At 50.6% G+C, this 19,303-nt stretch carries 18 protein-coding genes and 1 pseudogene; 6 read left to right on the top strand and 13 right to left on the bottom strand.

Annotated features, from left to right (window positions below):
- The first annotated feature begins 12 nt into the window (after positions 1-12).
- The 3 genes from ACP4CD_RS17885 (at position 13) to ACP4CD_RS17875 (ending at position 2,615) form a co-directional block, all read left to right on the top strand.
- Complete coding sequence (locus tag ACP4CD_RS17885) at positions 13-951, top strand: hypothetical protein (protein ID WP_426991904.1); 939 nt, start codon at positions 13-15, stop codon at positions 949-951.
- A gap of 146 nt (positions 952-1,097) precedes the next feature.
- Positions 1,098-2,201 carry a hypothetical protein gene (locus tag ACP4CD_RS17880; protein ID WP_426991902.1) on the top strand — a complete coding sequence of 368 codons (1,104 nt, stop codon included), beginning with the start codon at positions 1,098-1,100 and terminating at the stop codon, positions 2,199-2,201.
- 6 nt (positions 2,202-2,207) lie between these two features.
- Positions 2,208-2,615 (top strand): very short patch repair endonuclease, encoded by a 408-nt coding sequence (locus tag ACP4CD_RS17875; protein ID WP_426991901.1) that lies wholly within the window; start codon positions 2,208-2,210, stop codon positions 2,613-2,615.
- On the opposite strand, the gene ACP4CD_RS17870 is transcribed toward ACP4CD_RS17875, so the two are convergent.
- From ACP4CD_RS17870 to ACP4CD_RS17860, 3 genes are all read right to left on the bottom strand, one after another.
- On the bottom strand, positions 2,610-3,245 hold the full coding sequence (locus ACP4CD_RS17870) for a hypothetical protein (RefSeq protein ID WP_426991900.1): 636 nt from the start codon (positions 3,243-3,245) through the stop codon (positions 2,610-2,612). The genes ACP4CD_RS17875 and ACP4CD_RS17870 overlap by 6 nt on opposite strands.
- Positions 3,246-3,462: 217 nt before the next feature.
- Positions 3,463-3,756, bottom strand: a complete 294-nt coding sequence (locus ACP4CD_RS17865; RefSeq protein WP_426991898.1) for a DNA cytosine methyltransferase — start codon at positions 3,754-3,756, stop codon at positions 3,463-3,465.
- Complete coding sequence (locus tag ACP4CD_RS17860; protein WP_426991897.1) at positions 3,693-4,613, bottom strand: DNA cytosine methyltransferase; 921 nt, start codon at positions 4,611-4,613, stop codon at positions 3,693-3,695. The genes ACP4CD_RS17865 and ACP4CD_RS17860 overlap by 64 nt, the downstream gene beginning before the upstream one ends.
- A gap of 119 nt (positions 4,614-4,732) precedes the next feature.
- Here ACP4CD_RS17860 and ACP4CD_RS17855 point away from each other — a divergent pair.
- Positions 4,733-5,629, top strand: a pseudogene (locus tag ACP4CD_RS17855) (YifB family Mg chelatase-like AAA ATPase); the annotation flags it as partial.
- Positions 5,630-5,682: 53 nt separating this feature from the next.
- Here the strand turns inward: ACP4CD_RS17855 and ACP4CD_RS17850 are convergent.
- Positions 5,683-6,285, bottom strand: a complete 603-nt coding sequence (locus ACP4CD_RS17850; protein WP_064031397.1) for a peroxiredoxin — start codon at positions 6,283-6,285, stop codon at positions 5,683-5,685.
- A 251-nt stretch (positions 6,286-6,536) separates the two neighbouring features.
- Between ACP4CD_RS17850 and ACP4CD_RS17845 the strand changes: the two genes are divergently transcribed.
- Positions 6,537-7,049, top strand: coding sequence for a hypothetical protein (locus ACP4CD_RS17845; protein WP_064031398.1), 513 nt, complete (start codon positions 6,537-6,539; stop codon positions 7,047-7,049).
- A 12-nt stretch (positions 7,050-7,061) separates the two neighbouring features.
- Here the strand turns inward: ACP4CD_RS17845 and nadC are convergent, their stop codons facing one another.
- Positions 7,062-7,895, bottom strand: coding sequence for a carboxylating nicotinate-nucleotide diphosphorylase (nadC, locus tag ACP4CD_RS17840; RefSeq protein ID WP_426991894.1), 834 nt, complete (start codon positions 7,893-7,895; stop codon positions 7,062-7,064).
- 68 nt (positions 7,896-7,963) lie between these two features.
- Here nadC and ampD point away from each other — a divergent pair, with 68 nt between their 5' ends.
- Positions 7,964-8,545 carry a 1,6-anhydro-N-acetylmuramyl-L-alanine amidase AmpD gene (gene ampD, locus ACP4CD_RS17835; RefSeq protein ID WP_426991893.1) on the top strand — a complete coding sequence of 194 codons (582 nt, stop codon included), beginning with the start codon at positions 7,964-7,966 and terminating at the stop codon, positions 8,543-8,545.
- A 52-nt stretch (positions 8,546-8,597) separates the two neighbouring features.
- On the opposite strand, the gene ACP4CD_RS17830 is transcribed toward ampD, so the two are convergent.
- From ACP4CD_RS17830 to ACP4CD_RS17795, 8 genes are all read right to left on the bottom strand, one after another.
- Positions 8,598-10,532 carry a dynamin family protein gene (locus tag ACP4CD_RS17830; protein ID WP_071159232.1) on the bottom strand — a complete coding sequence of 645 codons (1,935 nt, stop codon included), beginning with the start codon at positions 10,530-10,532 and terminating at the stop codon, positions 8,598-8,600.
- A gap of 95 nt (positions 10,533-10,627) precedes the next feature.
- Positions 10,628-11,266, bottom strand: a complete 639-nt coding sequence (pyrE, locus tag ACP4CD_RS17825; RefSeq protein ID WP_426991891.1) for an orotate phosphoribosyltransferase — start codon at positions 11,264-11,266, stop codon at positions 10,628-10,630.
- 43 nt (positions 11,267-11,309) lie between these two features.
- Entirely contained in the window at positions 11,310-12,443 is a 1,134-nt protein-coding gene (gene hemW, locus ACP4CD_RS17820; protein ID WP_426991889.1) for a radical SAM family heme chaperone HemW, read from the bottom strand.
- An 11-nt stretch (positions 12,444-12,454) separates the two neighbouring features.
- Positions 12,455-12,895: a VOC family protein gene (locus ACP4CD_RS17815; RefSeq protein WP_281021748.1), complete on the bottom strand. Its 441-nt coding sequence runs from the start codon at positions 12,893-12,895 to the stop codon at positions 12,455-12,457.
- A 74-nt stretch (positions 12,896-12,969) separates the two neighbouring features.
- Positions 12,970-14,055: a protein-glutamate methylesterase/protein-glutamine glutaminase gene (locus ACP4CD_RS17810; RefSeq protein ID WP_426991888.1), complete on the bottom strand. Its 1,086-nt coding sequence runs from the start codon at positions 14,053-14,055 to the stop codon at positions 12,970-12,972.
- 82 nt (positions 14,056-14,137) lie between these two features.
- A complete protein-coding gene (locus tag ACP4CD_RS17805) occupies positions 14,138-14,977 on the bottom strand; it encodes a CheR family methyltransferase (RefSeq protein ID WP_064031404.1) in 840 nt (279 codons plus the stop codon).
- Between the two features lie 9 nt (positions 14,978-14,986).
- Positions 14,987-15,517, bottom strand: coding sequence for a chemotaxis protein CheW (locus tag ACP4CD_RS17800; RefSeq protein ID WP_139306283.1), 531 nt, complete (start codon positions 15,515-15,517; stop codon positions 14,987-14,989).
- Positions 15,518-15,558: 41 nt separating this feature from the next.
- A complete protein-coding gene (locus ACP4CD_RS17795) occupies positions 15,559-19,284 on the bottom strand; it encodes a methyl-accepting chemotaxis protein (protein ID WP_426994706.1) in 3,726 nt (1,241 codons plus the stop codon).
- Between the last annotated feature and the right edge of the window lie 19 nt (positions 19,285-19,303).

The following is a 19,303-nucleotide window of genomic DNA, read 5'->3' as shown; positions in this document are numbered from 1 at the left end:
GGAGTTAATTCAATGGCATCACAAGTATCAACTAAACAATCTGACATCGATTATATCAAATATCTCTTTTCAAAAGAGGTTATTAAGATTAAAGAAGGCTATCTTGTCGATATTCATATCAAAGATAACTCTTATCATGGTTTTAGCATTTACACTGTCAAAAAACAGGCTTATCTTGATTATTTAGCTGTTGTTGAAGCTGAAAAAGAAGCTTTGGAGAAAGAAGAAGCGGCAAAAAGAGAAGCTGAGAAATCTGAATTCAAGGATGAAGAATCTAAAATTCAACAAATCAAATTTCAAATCGAATCATTAAAAACTCTTGAGCGTTATCTTGATAATGAAGTTTTAGCGCTTTGGGCATTGAGCGGTTATGATCTTATTTCACAAAAGCCCTCTTTGCCGGATATTGACGTCGATCATTATCATGATTTGATGCGTAAGGGTAATAATGTATTTTTTGAAATCTGTAAATTTACAGAAGAGCTTGAATCTTTAAAAAAGGAAGAGTGGCATCAGCAAGAAATTCAACGTCTTTTTTACGATAAAGAACTCGTTACTGAAATATCGAGCGAAGAAGAAACGAAAGAAATTTTTTCTTTCGTAGATTCTTTGCAACCTGGTTTTCTTGATGATTATGAAATTGCAGAGGGTCGCTTTAGGGCTGTTATTTGGAATGATGTTTTAGAAAACGGATTTCATTGTTTAGAATTGCGTCGTTATGAATTTGTTTCTTGTGACGGAGAATACGAATCTATTGTTCGTCGTTATCGTTTTTTAAAGCAAGAATTTGTTTTTGATTATTTTTTATCATTTGAGCATAAATCTATTGCTTTGACTAATTTTTACGGTGTCGGTCTTGAACCCTTTCTTGAATTTTCGGCCTATTCTCACAAGCTTTATCTTGATGAATTGATATACGTCGACGACGAAATAGAAGATTTTTGTTTTTGATTTTAATATTTTTACCACCTTATTTATGAGAAGGTAAAAATATGGGGGCGTGCTGCTTTTAGCGATAGCGTTAGCATGCCCATTTAAATAACGTCGATATTGGAAAATATCGACACAATAATAAGTATTAATTACAGGGAAAAGTTATGGCTATAGTATTGACACAGACTACGGGGCTTGAATTTATGGGCGGTATTGATTTGCGCAAAGAATATGCTGCTATGAACGAAGCGACAAACTATCGTAAGAGTTTGCCGCTTCGTCATGCTATAGCAGAAGTATCGAAGCGCAGATATTATGAGCTTTTCGAGCGCATGAAAAGCGCTAAGAAAACGCCGGTAGAATATGCTCAAAGTAAGTCATATTATTATACGTGTCGGGCTGCTTGGTGTTATTGTTTGGAGCAAGAAGCTAAAGCATATTATGATTTAGCAACTAAAGAAAAAGATGCTTTGACAAAAATCACATACATTAAAGCATATTGTAAGCTTGTCGATTATTTGCGCGAATGTCCGCCTGATCCTGAACATAAGCATCTAAAGCAAGCTGAACAGGGTCAATATACGAGCGATTGGAAAGAAGCTAAAAAGCCTTACAAAAAATCAAGGTCGAAAAAATCACAGAAATTGCCTAAGGGCTGGCAGGATTCCTATTTCGATTATCTTTCTTGCTTGGATTCAAAACAAAAAGAGCAAAGTGATTATTTGCCTGTTGTATGCTGTCTTAAATTGTTCGGTGTTCGCCCACAAGAACTTGTTGCCGGTGTCGTTGTGCGACAAAAAGACGGCATGTTGCACATCATCGTAAAGAGCGTAAAGACGCATAATGGAAAGTATGGTCAAGACGTCAGAAGCTTTTCTGTTTCAAGCGACTGCCAATATTACAAGCATCTTTTATCGCTAACGCAGAAAGACTCTGATTTAGTCATAAAAATCGGAAGTGCGAAGAATCTTTCTGAGCAGCTTCGTAAGTTCAATGACCGCATTTTTCCGAACCTTTCATCAAAAGTCAGTGCTTACACTTTTAGACATCAGTTTTTAGCTACTGCTAAAGGCTTGCTATCAAAAGATGGTGTTGCTGTTGTCGCAGGTCATAGCAATGATCTGTCGCAGTCTTATTACAGCAATCGCAAGCGTAGCGTTGGCGGCTTTAGGATTGATAACATCAACGGAACCCGTTCAGTTAAGCAGGTTGCTAAGCATAATTCTAGCTATATGGCTGAAAACACAGACTCTCTTTCAATTAACTAGTTTTTTATGTCGGACACTTTATCTAAAGAAGATCGCGTTAAATGCATGAAAAGTGTTCGATCGAAAGATACAAAACCTGAGATTATCGTTAGACGCCTAGTTTTTGGTCTTGGTTATCGTTATCGACTGCACCGCAAAGACCTTCCAGGCTGCCCAGATTTAGTTTTTCCCCGATATAAAAAGGTTATATTCGTTCATGGTTGTTTTTGGCATGTGCATGAAGGTTGCAAGCATGCCAAGACGCCTACATCGAATGTCGATTATTGGAGCTTTAAGTTAGAAAGGAACAAGTCTCGTGATGCCTTAAATCAAGCGGCATTGCTAGCCGCTGGATGGCGATTTATGATTGTTTGGGAGTGCGAAGTAAAGAGTATTGATCTAGCTGAAAAAGTGAAGAATTTTCTTTCTCTATGATCTTCTAATCGCCGTCGGCGATGATTCCTGTTGTACAACCCCAGCTCGTTTAATTTTTGTTGTTCTCATTGTTTCTGCGCCTCTGTGTTCAACGCTGAAATCGACATAGCTGATCTCTTCAGGTAAGCATTTAAAGCATTCGCTGAATGCTGACAATATTTCAACTTCTTCGAGTTTTTGTGCTGTTGGATTTGGGTTGTTTCTTGGGCTTGCTATGGTTGCTGGCATTACGTAAATGCATGGCGGCGGCAGAGTAAAGGGGCCTACTTCGGTTATCCTTGTTTTATGTTCTTCGGTTTTGGGGCACTTTCTACCAATCGTTCCGCAGACCATGTCCCAAATCATCACGCCGTCAATCCGCTGTTCTCTTGATATGATTTCTGCGCTTAATCTGGTGTGAATGCCGGACCATGCGTTGTGTCGCGGGTCTGCGCCTGGGTTTGAGCAAACGCTCCAAATAATGAATTCTTGAGCTTGTGGTGGTCTTTCAAAGATGTTCGTATTGTTGCCGTCCAAACATCCTTTTAGTTCAATAATGGCAATTTTTCCGCTTTTCAGTGTAACCGAGTAGTCATGTCTGTTGGCTTCGCCGGCTGATTCCCAATCTTGAATTAATTCCCTGTCTTGCATGTAATTTAGGACATGCTGAACGAATTCCCTTTTTCCCGCATTGTTGCCGAGAATTGTCCTCTTATCCGTTCAATTGCGCCTCTGAACAATCCGCTGTTATAAAACTCTGATTCTGAAAGCCCATGGTCTCCAAGTTTGTGAGCTTCAACTTTTAGTGTTTCCGCGTATTCTTCTATTTTTCGTCTTAAATCGGCGTTTTGCTTGCAAGGTATGATGGTCATGCTATCGATAGTTTTGTTTTTGCTTTTTTGTTAGCTTTAATAATCGCTTCGAATATATTTTCTGCTAGATGCCTTACTACGGGCACGGCAACGCCATCCCCGGTGAGGTGATAAGCTTCATTGTATTTTTCCGGCAAAATGTAGCTGTCTGGCAATCCCATCAGCCTCGCCGTTTCTCTGCTTGAAATCAGTCTTGATTTAACTTTTTTGCCGTTTACGACCAAAATTAATTGACGGCTTGAACCGCCAGCGGGTGTTCTAAGGCATCCCGCAATATCGTCAAAACGCACTTCGGCGCGTTGCACTTTATAGCCGTTCTCATCAAGCCGCGTTCTTCTATAAATGGTGCCGACCATTTTTTTCCTGCTTTTTTAGCTTGCTCGACTTTAGCTAGATTGACTGTGCTCATCATTCCAAGGAGTTTTTTCGTCTCTTCTTCGCTGTGCCATTCAACGCCTGTCGGGTGTTCTTCAATGACGTCGGCAAATCTGGATGCATTCAGTTCTGGCGGTGGCATTCTCCACCACAGCCAATTTTCTTTAAGTTTTGATGGCAACTTGTCGAAAGCTGTTCTAAGCGCTTTTGGATGCCATTGTTCTGTTGCACCGTCACCGACTAATTCGCCGGGTATTATGAATTCTGGTTTTATGCCTATTACGAATAAACGCGGTCGAGAATGCGGTACAAATAGCGCAGCATCGATTACCATTGCGCCAAAAGAATACCCTTCATCATTAAAAGCTGAGCAGATTGACGCAAAGTCTTTTCCATCGTGTGACGTAAGTGCGCCGCATACGTTTTCCAGCACTATGACGCCTGGCGCTCTTCCTTCCGCATTGATTGACTTGATTAATTGCCAGAACGGCCAAAACGTGCCTGAGCGTTCGCCTTTTAGTCCAGCGCCGCCGCCAGCAAGCGATAGGTCTTGACAGGGAAACGATGCCCACGCGAGGTCTGCTGAATGAGGCAGGTCTTTTGCCGACAACTTTTTTATGTCGCCGACTTTGATTTCCTTATCGCCCCAGTTTTTGATGTATGTTTCGCCTTTTTTTTGGTCGAAGTCATTTGCAAATAGGCATTTCCAGCGCGAACCGAGTCCGGCTCTCGCCATCCCCCCGCCTGCAAAAAATTCATAAAACGATGGCATACATTTTCTTCATTATTTTATTGTTTTTAGCTGTTAGCATTGTTTGTAAATTTTCTCAAGCCCTTTGTTTTATGTCTATAGCATAGCTTAAATATAATTTTTTTGGCCGGTTCCTTGTACACATTATCTTGATGCTAGGCCCGCCCGGCACAGGGAAGTCGATGTTAGCGGCACGCTTGCCGACGATTTTGCCGGAACTCAGCGAACAGCAAGCGCAGGAAACGGCGGCGATCGCCTCGGTCAGCGACCAAGGACTGGACGTCGGCCGCTGGCGGCAACCGCCGTTTCGAGCGCCGCACCATACCGCATCCGCCGCGGCGCTAGTCGGCGGCGGCAGCAACCCCAAACCTGGCGAAATTTCCCTGGCTCATCACGGCGCCTTGTTCCTGGACGAATTACCGGAGTTTGATCGCAAGGTGCTGGAAGTCTTACGTGAACCGTTGGAAACCGGTCATATCACGATTTCCCGCGCGAATCGCCAAGCCGATTTTCCGGCACGGTTTCAGTTGATCGCGGCCATGAACCCTTGTCCTTGCGGCTACTTGGGCGATTCGTCGGGGCGTTGCCGTTGCACCTCTGAGCAAATCGCGCGCTACCGGGCCAGAGTATCGGGCCCGCTACTGGACCGAATCGACATGCACTTGGAAGTCCCCAGGGTGCCGATTTCGGTGCTACGCGAGGGTGCATCGGCCGGCGAGGAACGCAGCCAGATCATTCGCGAGCGCGTGGCGGCGGCTCGAAACATCGCCTATAGCCGTTGCGGCAAGGCCAATTCGGCATTATCAGCGGCGGAAGTCAAACGCTACTGCACTCTGACGGACGCAGGCCACCGGCTGCTCGAACAAGCCATGGAAAAGTTCGGACTGTCGCACCGGGCGTATCATCGCATTCTGAAACTGGCCCGCACCATCGCCGACCTGGCCGGTTCCAATACGATCGAAATTCCGCATCTAAGCGAAGCCATCGGCTATCGAAAGCTGGATAGAACTCGAGGCGGGCCAAACTCCGGCGCATAAAAAAGGCGCGTTGCCTCGACAGCAACGCGCCTACAAGCCTAGACCGACGAAGCTTACAGTTTGTCGGCGTTTTTGCTCAAATACTCAGCCACGCCTTGCGGATTCGCATTCATGCCGGAATCGCCTTTGTTCCAACCGGCGGGGCAAACTTCACCATGCTCTTCGTGGAATTGCAACGCATCGACCATGCGCAACATTTCGTCGAAGTTGCGACCCAGCGGCAAATCGTTAACCACTTGATGGCGCACGACACCTGCTTTGTCGATTAGGAAACTACCGCGAAACGCTACGCCGCCAGCGGATTCAACATCGTAATCTTTGCAGATACTGTGAGTCAGGTCGGCGGCCAGGGTGTAACGAACCGGACCGATACCGCCTTGGTTAACCGGTGTGTTACGCCATGCATTGTGCGTAAAGTGCGAATCGATGGACACGCCAACGACTTCGACACCACGGCTTTTGAACTCGTCGATACGGTGATCCAAAGCGATCAGCTCGCTAGGGCAGACGAAGGTAAAGTCCAGCGGATAGAAGAAAAGTACAGCATATTTGCCGCTCGTGGCTTCAGAAAAACTATAGGAGTCGACGATCTGACCATCGCCCAGAACCGCAGGAACCGTAAAATCGGGGGCTTGCTTACCAACTAAAACACTCATTGAGTTCCTCCAAAATTTTTTAAAAACAAAAGGTTAACAGGGGGAAACGCCTTTGGGGTAAGGCTGAAGCTTATTCTACACTAAAATACTGGGTATTCACCCAATAATCCAGGCAAATTCTACTTGCAAGATGATGCGATTCGCGCTAACTTGTAGGCAAAAGCTTACACAATTAACAGACAGTCTGCGTGTGTCTGACTTTAAAATTCACCTGCAGACCTTTTGTGAATTTTCTGGTTGGGGTATTAAGTATGGCAAAAGTAAAACACATCACAGAACCCGATGCATTCGGTTTTCAAGTTCGCATCGTTCGGCGCGGCAAGGAGAGCAGCCGTTATTTTTCGCATAAACTTTGGGGTAGCAAAACCAAGTCGCTGAAAGCCGCGATTACTTGGCGCGACCAAATGTTAGTGGTATTAAAAGGCAGCAAGACCCGATTCTTGAAGCCGCCGAAAAACAAAACCACCACCGGCGTAACCGGAGTATCCAGAACCATTAAGTTCGACCATCGCAAGGACAAAAGCTATCTGTGCTATACCGTGTTCTGGGTCAAAGACAGTAAATCCCGCAACAAAACCTTCCAAGTCGGCAACGTCGACACGGTAACCGCCGACGACGAGTTACATGCATTTCGAACCGCCAGACTATTCCGTAGCTGCTACGAACACGCCATCGACCACGATGCCTATTTCGATGACAGCAAGTTCGCGAACTGGAAAAAACTGCGTTTGTACGAAAACGAAATGCTGAACGCGGTTAGCTAAAACAGCCTAGGTTCAGTCGATGCGCATCTGAATGCGCATCGACAAATCGACGGCCTTAATGTTTTTGGTCAAGGCACCAATAGAAATAAAATCCACGCCGGTCTCGGCGACCTCTCGAATATTTTCCAGCGTGATATTGCCGGACGCCTCCAATTCCACCTTTCCCTGATTCATCACAACGGCGACCGCCATATCGGCTAGCGAGAAATTATCCAACATAATTCTATCCGGACCGGCTTGCCAAGCCACTTCGAATTCCGCCAGGTTTTCGACCTCCACCTCGACCGGCACACCGGCATAAACCCTAGCAGCCGCTATAGCCGCCGGAATCGATCCGGCCGCCAAGATATGGTTCTCTTTAATCAAGACAGCATCGAATAATCCGATTCGATGGTTAACGCAACCTCCGCAAGCCACAGCGTATTTCTGCGCCACTCGTAGTCCGGGTAAAGTCTTGCGGGTATCCAGCACCCGGCAACCAGTACCTTCCACCGCGTCGGCATATTGACGCGCCAGCGTCGCGGTAGCCGACAACGTCTGCAGCAAATTTAACGCGGTCCGTTCGCCGGTCAACAACGCTCTGGCCTGACCACGGACCTGGCACAGCTCGCCGCCGGCCGGCACCCGGTCGCCGTCGCCGAATTGCCAATCCACAATCACATCCGGCCGCAACTGGCGAAACACCGCATCGAACCAAGCCCTACCGCACAGCACCATGGCGTCGCGCGCGACAACGCTGGCAACCGCCTGAGTTTCCGACGGGATCAGCGCAGCGGTCAAATCCCCCGTACCGACATCTTCGGCGAGGTAAGTAGCAATTTCGGAGTCGGAAGGCCCAGTAGTCATTAGAATCGCCAATCGTTTAGACAAAGCCGTTATTATACCCGGCCAATGTGTCGAGACCGGACTACCCGATGATAACTCAACCGCCAGCCGAAGAAAGCTCGCTACCGATCAACCATCACTTGCTGCTTTGCGCCAGGCAAGTTCCATCGCCGAATCACGACGCTCGACCGAACCCGGCCGACATTTCCCTGATCGTAATCCATTGCATCAGTCTACCGCCCGGCGAATTCGGCGGACCGCACATCGATCGGCTGTTTTGCAACCAATTGAATCCCGACGACCACCCATTTTTCGCCGAAATTCAAACGCTACGGGTTTCCGCGCATTTATTGATAGGCCGAGAAGGCGACATCACCCAGTACGTCCCGTTTAACCGCCGCGCCTGGCACGCGGGGATTTCACGCTACCAAGACCGCGAGCGCTGCAACGACTTCGCGATAGGCATAGAACTGGAAGGTACCGTGGATAATCCCTACACCGACAAGCAATACTTGAGTTTGGCAGCGACGCTTAAAGCGCTGTTAGCCAACTACCCCGGCTTATCCCACGAACGCATCGCCGGCCATAGCGACATTGCCCCGGACCGCAAATCCGACCCTGGGCCATTTTTCGATTGGCGACGCTTGCGGCAGTTGTTAGCGGGGGATTAGCGAAGGATTTGCGGATCGATTCACCGGTGGGATTGCAAGATCGCGCAGCCCATCAACCCGGCTTTACGTCCAAATGCATGGCCTTGATAATGGTCAACAACTCCTTCTGCTGTTGCTCCAGCGGAGCAAGCTCCGACTCCAACTGAGCGATGCTTTCGGCGACGCTGCCTTTGGATTCGTTGATCTTGCGCAGCATGACCAAACGGCTTTCTATCTGCTTTTTATGATCCTTGATTTGGTGCATCAATGGCGTCAACACGCTGTTGCTCCAAGTCACCGCGTCTTTTTGGGCTTGCTGCAAAATGTTTCTCGCCTTGGCGATCAAGGTACTGTACAGCTTATTCACCACGATGCTTTGCTCGGTCATCGTGGTTCGGGCGCTAGTACGGAACGCTTCGCCTTCCTCGAAAATCTGCTCCAGCTCGAATTGATATTGCTTGATCGAGAACAATTGCGGCTCGATTTCCTTGAAGCCGTATTCGTCCTGGAATTTCTTATGTATGGCTTTAATCAAGCGCCGAGTTTCCTCGGTCATGTCCACCGAGTCCTGTAACAAATCACGCAACTCGTCGAACAGTTTGCGCATATTTTGCTTCATACCGTAGGTCGTCAGACTTTTACTCATATCGTGACGCGTACGCTTGATGATGTCGTCGATTCTTTCCCTGGAAAACGAATCGATCAGCATCTTGGCCTGCACCGCAAACACCTTGCGACTGGCCTGGAAATTCTCGACATTCGCCATGTAGGCGTTTTGCCGGTCGCGAGTTTCCGCCATTAGCTTGCCGGTCATCTCCTGGTTTTCGAAATCCATTTGCTTGAACTCGTCCAGTTGCTTACTGGCATTACTGATTTTGGCTTCCATCAGCTTGGCCGATTCGCTAACCAAAAATCCGATTTCCTTCTCAACCACGCCTTTCAAAATATCCCGGCGCTGATCCAGAATATCGTCGGACAAATAATTTTCCAGCAAATCCAAGCGACTCTTGCGCAGCAGTGCCTCGTCGCCCTTGACCTTGGCCAGCAAGGCTTGCTTGGCCGATACCGGAAACACGACATTACGATCCAGATTCAGAATGGACGCGGAGGTTTCGATCTGCTTGCGAATCGCCGCGTCGTAGCCAACTTCGCCAATCAAATCGTCCCACATCGAGTCGATTTTGTTCATGACGACCGCCAGGCCCTGCCGGCGCGAACCCGCACGGGAACTGCAGACATGGCTCTTCCACATTTCCAGATCGCTCTTGGTCACCCCGGTATCGGCCGCCAACACGAACACGATGGCCTGAGCGCTGGGCAACATGCTCAAGGTTAGTTCCGGCTCGGTACCCAACGCGTTCAGGCCCGGCGTATCGAGGATACACAAGCCTTCTTTCAACAAAGGATGCGGAAAACTGATCAGCGCGTGGCGCCAGCAAGGCACCTCGACGCTTTCCGGGTTAATGATGCCTTGTTCCGCCGCTTCGCGTTCGTTCCATAAGCCCAGCTTGTCGGCCATTTCCCGCGAAATCCGCTTGGTAGCGATCAACTCTTTGAACGCCTCCTGCATCTGGGTGGGCGAATCGCAATTCAAGTCGATCTGAGTCCAACGGTCCGGATTACGCTTGTAATCCATCAGCGAGATGTCTTCCAAACGGCTTTCGATATTCAACAAGCGGATATAGCTGCCGCCCTTCTCGTCCCAAAACAATTCGGTCGGCGACATCGTGGTCCGTCCCGGCGAGGACGGCAACAAACGCACGCCGGTCTCGGCAAAAAACAACGCGTTAATCAACTCGGTTTTACCGCGCGAGAATTCCGCGACGAAGGCCAATGTCACCCGATCGTTTTGCAAGCCCTGCAGAATATTTAACAAGGTGTCGGTACTTTGCGGATCGCTGAAGCGATAACGCGTACGCCAGTCCCGGTACATGTCGATAGCCTGAATCAGTTGTTCGCGCCAATGCGCGTACTCATGCAACTGTTCCCTAAATTCCAGATTTCTCATGGCTTGCCTTTGTGCTGACGGTACTCGATTTGAGGGCTGATAGTAAGGGCTAAGTGTAGACCATTCTCCGTGAGAGAGCCCGGCCGCACTTCGGCCTAAAGCCCGTATTGCTCTCGGTATTCTCGGATCACCGACAACTTATCGGCATAGCCAGCTTCCCCCTCGATAAATACGACAATGTCCGCCAATGTAATAATGGGCAACACCTGAATACCGAACTGGGATTCCACCTCTTGCACCGCGGATCTCTGATTCTGGCCCTTTTCCTGACGATCCAACGCTATGACCACGCCCTCGGGTTCAGCGCCCGCCGCGCGGATGATGTCGACCGACTCCCTAACCGAGGTGCCTGCCGTGATGACATCGTCCAGAATCCAGACCCGCCCCTGCAGCGGCGCCCCTACGAGTACCCCACCTTCGCCGTGATCCTTGGCCTCCTTGCGGTTGAACGTAAACGGGATGTCGCTCTGCATCCTGGCGTAGGCGATTGCCGTCGCACTCACCAACGGAATTCCCTTGTAAGCCGGCCCGTAAAGCACATCGACCGAAACACCCGCGTCTATGATGGCCTGAGCGTAAAACTGGCCCAACCGATCGAGCATCGCTCCGGTATTGAATAATCCGGTATTGAAAAAGTAAGGGCTGCGCCGGCCGGATTTGAGTTGAAAATCGCCGAATTTAAGAACGCCGCAATCCAAGGCGTAACGGATAAACTGGTATTGATAGTCTTGCATGGGCCTATACTAGCGACATAAAACTTGGAATTATACCCGCGCCCTATTCAGGTACGAACTTTTCTAACAACACGTCCAGAAAATCCCAACCGCGCGCCGAACAACGGTAAAAGCCGTCCGCTAGCTCCAGCAAGCCTTCCGCCAGCCCATTCCGCAACGGAGCGGCTAGCGCTTCGCCGGACAAGCCGGTGGCTACCTCGAACTCGCTCAAACGGAAGCCGTCGCGCAAGCGCAAACGATTCATCGCGAACTCCAGCGGTAGTTGGTCAAGCTCGATCCGAGATCGGCTGACAGTCCAAGGCTCGCGCAAGTATTGCTCGGGATTTCGCGGTTTCGCGGTGCGGACAATGTTGCTCGGTAAGGCCTGACCGATCTTACCGTGAGCCCCGGCGCCTATTCCTAAATAGTCTCCAAACTGCCAATAGTTGCGGTTATGCCGACACTGATTGGCGGTGGAGGCGTAGGCGGACACCTCGTATTGGCTGTAACCGTGTTCGGCCAGCCAAGCCTGACTACGCTTCTGCGCGGCAAAGATGACCTCGTCGTCCGGCAAGCGGGGCGGAAACTTATGGAAATAAGTATTCGGTTCTAAAGTGAGCTGATAAAACGAGATATGCGCGGGCCGTAAACCGGTTGCCAACCTTACATCGTCGAAGGCTTCGGCCTCGCTCTGTCCCGGCAAGCCAAACATCAAGTCTAAATTGAAATTTTCGAAACCGGCCGCCACCGCGATTTCCGCCGCCGCGATCGCTTCCGCCGCCGAGTGAACCCGGCCGAGGGTTTGCAAATGCCGATCTTGAAAGCTTTGAATGCCTATCGACAGGCGATTGATCCCCAGCGCTCGAAATTCGCGGAATTTGCCACTTTCGAAGGTACCGGGGTTGGCCTCCAGCGTGATCTCGCAGTCGACTGCCAGCGACACTAGGCCGCGAACCCCCGCCAGCAAACGATCCAGCATCGGGGGCGAAAACAAGCTGGGAGTGCCTCCGCCCATAAAAATACTGACAACCGCCCGATCCAGGCCAAAGTATTCCAAATCCCTTGCCAAATCGCGCAACAACGCCTCGATATACTCTGCTTCAGGAATCGATTCCTTCACCGCATGCGAGTTAAAGTCGCAATAAGGGCATTTGCGGATACACCAGGGGAAGTGAATATACAGACTAAGCGGCGGCAAACGGTTCGACCTCACCAGACGCCGGCATTCGCCATCGAAGCCCAAGGCTCTTGCGGCGGTAGGGCACCGCCCTTTTGCAACAATTCTATCGATATTTGATCGGGAGAGCGGATAAACGCCATCCAACCGTCGCGTGGCGGCCGGTTGATCGTCACGCCTTGGTCCAACAAGCGCCGACAGACCTCGTATATGTCGTCAACCTCGAAGGCCAAATGGCCGAAATTACGGCCTCCAGCATACTCCTCGACATCCCAATTGTACGTCAGCTCCAACAAGGGAGCGTCTTGAGCGCTAGCACTCGCCAGATCGGCCGGGGCAGCCAGATACACCAATGTAAACCGCCCGGCTTCGCTGTCCATTCGCCTAACTTCGCTCAAGCCAAGCTTGGCGCAGTAAAAGTCCAACGACTCTTCCAGGTTGTTTACGCGGACCATCGTGTGCAAATAGCGCATAGCTAATCTCCATCGCAAAACCGCCATTATCGCCGACACCCAGCGGTCTACGACGAAGATTTTACGAGGTATCGCTAATTGGCTTTTCCGTATTGCTCAATCAACCCGGCGATGGACTCCAGCGGCAACTCTTGCTGAACCGCACCGAGTTTGACCGCTTCCTTGGGCATGCCGTAGACAACGCAAGTCTTTTCGTCCTGGCCGGCGGTACGGGCACCAGCCGCCAACATATCGCGCAAACCGCGAGCACCATCGTCGCCCATCCCGGTCATGATGATACCTAACGCGTTTTTCCCGGCGTATTTCGCCACGGACCGGAACAACACGTCGACCGATGGGCGGTGCCGGTTCACCAACGGACCGTCCTGGACCTCGGCAATGTACTGGGCGCCGCTACGAATCACGGTCATATGCTTACCGCCCGGCGCAATCAACGCCCGGCCCGGAATCACCCGATCGCCACTGACGGCCTCCTTGACTTCGATTTGGCAAATGCCGTTGAGTCTGGCCGCGAAGGCGCCGGTGAATTTCTCAGGCATGTGCTGCACAATCACAATGCCGGGGCTAACCCTCGGCAAATGTGTCAATACCACCTCCAAGGCCTGAGTACCGCCGGTCGATGTGCCTATAGCGACTAGCCTGTCGGTGGTCGCCGCCAGCGAGGAAGGCGCCGATGTCGGCTGGCTGGGTTGATGATGACTTTTAACCGCGGCGGCATGCGATGCCATCGTCATGGCTTTCATCCGCCGCATATCGGTCAACGCCGCCGCTTTGATCGCGTGAACGATATCGCCGCTATCGTCTTCGAGAAAACTCTTTAGTCCCGCTTTCGGTTTGGTAACGATACCCACGGCGCCGGCCGCTAATGCCTGCATCGTGGTTTCCGCGCCTTTTTCGGTCAAGGTTGAGCAGATCACAACCGGCGTGGGACGTACCGACATAATTTTCTTTAGAAACGTGATGCCGTCCATTCTCGGCATCTCGACGTCCAGGACTATCACGTCCGGCCAATCCTGATTCATTTTCGCCATAGCGAATATCGGGTCGGAAGCCGCCCCGATCACGTCGATCTCTTGGCAATGCCCTAAAAAAGCGGTCAGCACTTGCCTGACAACCGCCGAATCATCGACGATCAACACTCGGATTTTGGGTGATGTCATTTGTCGCGCCTGTTTGTGTTAACCTCAGCGGCCCCGCCTCAAACGACGCCGCATTCGAAACCGTGACCGTGACAACCGGGACCTAGAATTTCTCGGGTTTACGGTAAATAGATGGCCGAATCAGTTGCAATTCGGTATTCAAGCCGTTTAAGGACTCGGAATGACTGACGAAAAAATAGCCGCCCGGCTGTAGCGATTTCAGTATCCGCTCCAGTAGGCGTTGTTTGGTTTCAATATCGAAATAAATCATCACGTTCCGCAAAAATATCACCTCGAACCTACCCAAATCCGGCAGGTTACCGATCAAATTGGCGTAATCGAATTTGACATTCCTCCGTAGAGCCGGGTCGATCAATAGAAAACCGTCGTATTCACCCGTGCCTTTCAGGCAATATTTTTTCAACAAGTCAGGCGGGATTTTCTCGGAAGCCTGACTAGGATAAAGGCCTCGCTTGGCTTTATCCAAGATGCGAGTGGAAATATCGGTCCCTAGAATTTCCCACTGCATGCCGCGACCGTATTCCGCTAACAACATCGCTAAAGTATAGGCTTCTTCACCGCTGGAACTCGCCGCGCTCCAAACCCGAAAGCTTCGATATGACGAGTATTGCGGCAAAATGCTGCCGGTGAAAAAATCGAAATGGGCGGGCTCGCGAAAAAAATAAGTTTCGTTGGTCGTCAACAAATCGATGGCGATCACTCTTTCGTTTTCGAAGCCCGGCTTGGTAAAAAGCTTGAAATACTCGGTATAGCTCGACAAATCGTAATAGCGTAGGCGCTTTTCCAATCGCCCCATCACCATGACTTGCTTGGATTCATTCAGGACAATTCCGGCATTCTTATACAAATAGTCCTTAATCCACAGGAACTCGTGGTGTTGCAATACCGGAGCATTGCCGTAGTGATTTGCCGGCTTGTTCATTACCGTGAATTATTCAGCAAACGCATTTCCGGGGATATGATCGGCGGCTTGTCCTAGCGCCGCCATTTCGTCCACCGAGAGCACTTTGTCGACGTTCAACAAAATGACGAAACGATTATCCCGCTTAGCCATCCCGTTGATAAAGTCCGGCCGAATACCGGCGCCAAAGCTAGGCGGCGGCTCGATTTCATGCCCGGCAATCTCGACGACCTCGTTGACGGCATCGACGATAATGCCCAAATATTGGCGATTATCGTCGTTATCTCCGACCGAGGTTTCCACGATGACAATCCCCGTCCGCTTGGCGATCATGGTAACCCCTTTGCCGAAACGCGCCAGCAAATCGATCACGGGCACCACGCTGCCGCGCAAGTTAATCACGCCACGAACAAATACGGGCATCATCGGTACTTCCGTTAGGTTTCCGTAATCGATAATTTCCTTGATGTTTAGTATCCCCAAGGCGTAAACCTCACCCCCTAATACAAAGGTCAGGTATTGGCCGGCCGCCGCAAGTTGTTGCCCGACGACCAAGTCCATAGACTGCGAAGATCTTGTTGCCAATGTGCCCATATGCCCTCCTAGAAGCGCTCGAATTGGTTCAAATCGAATTCAGGCTCGTAATTTCCCACGGGCTCCGAAGTTACCATGCTGTGAGTAGGCGTAGTCTTACGCGGCGTCTTGATCACGGTGCGCCTACTGCCACCCTGTTCTCGGTGACCAATTTTGAAGAAACTCATCAAACTCTGCAGTTGCTCCGCCTGCCCAGTCATTTCCTCGGAAGTGGCCGCCAATTGTTCGCTAGCCGCCGCGTTCTGTTGGGTAATCTGGTTCATTTGGTTCACGGCGTTGTTGATTTGGCCGACACCCGCGGACTGCTCGTGCGAGGCAGCCGCGATCTCTTGGACCAGGTCCGAAGTCTTAGCGATGCTGGGCACGATTTCGTCCAACAACTTGCCGGCGCTTTCCGCGGTTTTCACGCTGTTCTCAGCCAATTCGCCAATTTCCTGTGCCGCGACTTGGCTACGTTCCGCCAACTTCCGCACTTCGGCCGCCACCACCGCAAAGCCTTTGCCGTGATCGCCGGCCCTGGCCGCTTCGATCGCGGCATTCAACGCTAACATATTAGTCTGATAGGCAATATCGTCAATGATGCCGATTTTATTGGCGATCTCTTTCATCGCTTCGACAGTATGCTTGACCGCCTCACCGCCCTCCATGGCTTCTTTCGAAGCCTTACCGGCCATACCGTCGGTGACTTTGGCGTTTTCAGCATTCTGATTGATACTGGCCGCCATTTCCTCGATGCTGGCACTGGTTTCCTCGACGCTAGCCGCCTGCTCGCTAGCGGATTGCGATAGCGCTTGCGATGTCGAGCTAATTTGCTCGGAAGCATTGCTTAGCTGGTTCGTCGCATCGACAACTTCGCTGATTGTTTGCGACAACTTGGCAATCGTGTTATTCACAGTATCCTTGAAGTCGGCCAATTGCCCCTTGTAGTCGCCGTTGACGGTACGGGTCAGATCGCCTTGTTCAACCAGTGACAGCACCTCGACCGCTTCATTGACCGGCAAAATTACGCGATCCAATGTCTCGTTTACGCCTTCAACGATTTTGCGGAAGTCTCCCTGATGTTTGCCCGCATCCGCCCGAGTCGACAACTGCCCCTCCATGGCCGCCTTCGCCAACATGTTGGCATCGGACACCAAAGCGTTAACCGCTTCAATGCAGGTATTCAGGTTGTTTTTAATCGTATTGAAGTCGCCGTTGTAACTGTCGGTGATTTTCGCCGGGATGGCGCCTTTTGCAATGCGGTCTACATAGTCGGCCGCCACGTTCAACGGCCCAATCACCGCGTCCAGCGTATTGTTTACACCCTGTACGATCTTCCGATAATCACCTTGGTACTGGCTCGCATCGGCGCGCGTCGCTAACCGACCTTCGATCGCGGCTTTCTCCAAGCTCGCCGCTTCGGCGACCATATTGCCGATTGCGTCGATACAGTTGTTCAGATTGTTTTTAATCGTATTGAAATCGCCGTTGTAACTGTCGGTAATCTTAGCCGGAATGTTGCCTCGGGATATGTTATCCACATAATCCGCCGCCACGTTCAACGGCCCAATCACCGCATCCAGAGTTTCGTTGACACCTTCGACGATCTTGCGGTAATCGCCTTGGTGCAGGGTCGCATCGGCGCGAGTCGACAGTTTGCCTTCCACCGCCGCTTGCGACAACATCACCGCGTCCGCCACTAACGCATTGACCGCGTCGATACACGTGTTCAAATTATTTTTGATCACATTGAAGTCGCCGTTGTAACTGTCGGTGATTTTCGCCGGGATGGCGCCTTTTGCAATGCGGTCTACATAATCCGCCGCCACGTTCAACGGCCCAATCACCGCGTCCAGCGTATTGTTTACACCCTGTACGATCTTCCGATAGTCACCTTGGTACTGGCTCGCATCCGCGCGCGTCGCTAACCGACCTTCGATCGCGGCTTTTTCCAAGCTCGCCGCTTCAGCGACCATATTGCCGATCGCGTCGATACAGTTGTTCAGGTTGTTTTTAATCGTGTTGAAGTCGCCGTTGTAACTGTCGGTAATCTTAGCCGGAATGTTGCCTCGGGATATATTGTCCACATAATCCGCCGCCACGTTCAACGGCCCAATCACCGCATCCAGGGTTTCGTTGACACCTTCGACGATCTTGCGGTAATCGCCTTGGTGCAGGGTCGCATCAGCGCGAGTCGACAGTTTGCCTTCCACCGCCGTTTGCGACAACATCACCGCGTCCGCCACTAACGCATTGACCGCGTCGATACACGTGTTCAAATTATTTTTGATCACATTGAAGTCGCCGTTGTAACTGTCGGTGATTTTCGCCGGGATGGCGCCTTTTGCAATGCGGTCTACATAGTCGGCCGCCACGTTCAACGGCCCAATCACCGCATCCAGCGTATTGTTTACACCCTGTACGATCTTCCGATAGTCACCTTGGTACTGGCTCGCATCCGCGCGCGTCGCTAACCGACCTTCGATCGCGGCTTTTTCCAAGCTCGCCGCTTCGGCGACCATATTGCCGATCGCGTCGATACAGTTATTCAGGTTGTTTTTAATCGTGTTGAAGTCGCCGTTGTAACTGTCGGTAATCTTAGCCGGAATGTTGCCTCGGGATATGTTGTCCACATAATCCGCCGCCACGTTCAACGGCCCGATCACCGCATCCAATGTCGCATTGACCCCTTCCACCAATCTCCGGAAATCGCCCTGATGCTTGCTGGCATCTGCGCGAGTTGCCAATCGCCCTTCCACAGCCGCACTTACCAAATGGTCCGCATCTTGAATGACCGCTTTCAAGTTACCACGCACCAATTCGATCGTGTCATTGATAAACGCTTTTTTACCAGGCAATTTCTCCATACTGGCGTCGAAATCTCCCTGCCCGAACTTTGTAAAGACTGCCATCGCTTTCTTTTTGACCGCGATATGGCCGTTAACCATATCGTTGACGCCTTGAGCCATCGCTTTGTAATCACCCTGGAATTTCGCGATATCGACCACCACGTCGATATCGCCTTTTTCATGCTCGCTGCTCATTCGCTCCATTTCGGCCAGCAGCGCTTTGACGTTGTCGCTCATTCGCTTCATAGCGGCCATCACACTGACGTGATCGCCGTCTTGCAACTCGATTCGAGACGAAAAGTCGCCGACGGCCACTTTCGCAGCTAATGCCGCGACAAAATCCGGTTCTCCGCCCATTTGACGCATCAGATTACGGGTAATCAGCCCTCCGATCGCACCGATGATCGTTATCCCCAACAAAGCGATCAGGCTGGAGAGGAGCGCTGCACTTCCACGTATCGCTTCCGCGGATGCGGAGGAATTTTTACCCAAATCGGCGTTGTATTCGCCGTGGCGCCTAAAATTATTTACGGTCCGGTTCATTAAGGCTTGATTGTCAAGAATCAGATTCTTAGCCTCAGATTTTTGGCCGGCACGCGATAACTCGCGCACCCTGTTCCAAAATACTCCGTATTCGGCCAACCCGGCTTTATCTGCATCAAGAAGTTTTTTATCTTCGTCGTCGGCCAACAGCGGTTCGTAATCTTTTATTAATTTATCGATTTTGTTGTCGCTCTCGGCAAAACCTCGCTCCAGTTCATCCATTGCCGCCGGTTCGCTTTGCAGCAAGTGTTGCCAAACGTTAGTGCGCATTTTTGCCAGTTCAAAACTAATCTCGTTCAGAATAAGCACGCTCGGCAAAGTATTCTCCGTGTTGAAATTGGCTGCGGTATAGACACGGCCGATCTGAACATAATTAAATCCA

The sequence above is a fragment of the Methylomonas stagni genome (genome assembly GCF_050154735.1).
In the GTDB taxonomy this organism is placed as follows: Bacteria; Pseudomonadota; Gammaproteobacteria; order Methylococcales; family Methylomonadaceae; genus Methylomonas; species Methylomonas koyamae_A.
This window is presented reverse-complemented; position numbering and strand designations above follow the sequence as displayed.

Coding starts and splice junctions, on each gene's coding strand:
- ACP4CD_RS17845 (WP_064031398.1), top strand. CDS start 6,537: ATGGCAAAAGTAAAACACATCACAGAACCCGATGCATTCGGTTTTCAA.
- ACP4CD_RS17800 (WP_139306283.1), bottom strand. CDS start 15,517: ATGGACTTGGTCGTCGGGCAACAACTTGCGGCGGCCGGCCAATACCTG.
- ACP4CD_RS17860 (WP_426991897.1), bottom strand. CDS start 4,613: ATGCCATCGTTTTATGAATTTTTTGCAGGCGGGGGGATGGCGAGAGCC.
- ampD (WP_426991893.1), top strand. CDS start 7,964: ATGATAACTCAACCGCCAGCCGAAGAAAGCTCGCTACCGATCAACCAT.
- ACP4CD_RS17805 (WP_064031404.1), bottom strand. CDS start 14,977: ATGAACAAGCCGGCAAATCACTACGGCAATGCTCCGGTATTGCAACAC.
- ACP4CD_RS17885 (WP_426991904.1), top strand. CDS start 13: ATGGCATCACAAGTATCAACTAAACAATCTGACATCGATTATATCAAA.
- ACP4CD_RS17870 (WP_426991900.1), bottom strand. CDS start 3,245: ATGCAAGACAGGGAATTAATTCAAGATTGGGAATCAGCCGGCGAAGCC.
- ACP4CD_RS17880 (WP_426991902.1), top strand. CDS start 1,098: ATGGCTATAGTATTGACACAGACTACGGGGCTTGAATTTATGGGCGGT.
- ACP4CD_RS17815 (WP_281021748.1), bottom strand. CDS start 12,895: ATGCGCTATTTGCACACGATGGTCCGCGTAAACAACCTGGAAGAGTCG.
- ACP4CD_RS17875 (WP_426991901.1), top strand. CDS start 2,208: ATGTCGGACACTTTATCTAAAGAAGATCGCGTTAAATGCATGAAAAGT.
- ACP4CD_RS17830 (WP_071159232.1), bottom strand. CDS start 10,532: ATGAGAAATCTGGAATTTAGGGAACAGTTGCATGAGTACGCGCATTGG.
- ACP4CD_RS17850 (WP_064031397.1), bottom strand. CDS start 6,285: ATGAGTGTTTTAGTTGGTAAGCAAGCCCCCGATTTTACGGTTCCTGCG.
- ACP4CD_RS17810 (WP_426991888.1), bottom strand. CDS start 14,055: ATGACATCACCCAAAATCCGAGTGTTGATCGTCGATGATTCGGCGGTT.
- pyrE (WP_426991891.1), bottom strand. CDS start 11,266: ATGCAAGACTATCAATACCAGTTTATCCGTTACGCCTTGGATTGCGGC.
- nadC (WP_426991894.1), bottom strand. CDS start 7,895: ATGACTACTGGGCCTTCCGACTCCGAAATTGCTACTTACCTCGCCGAA.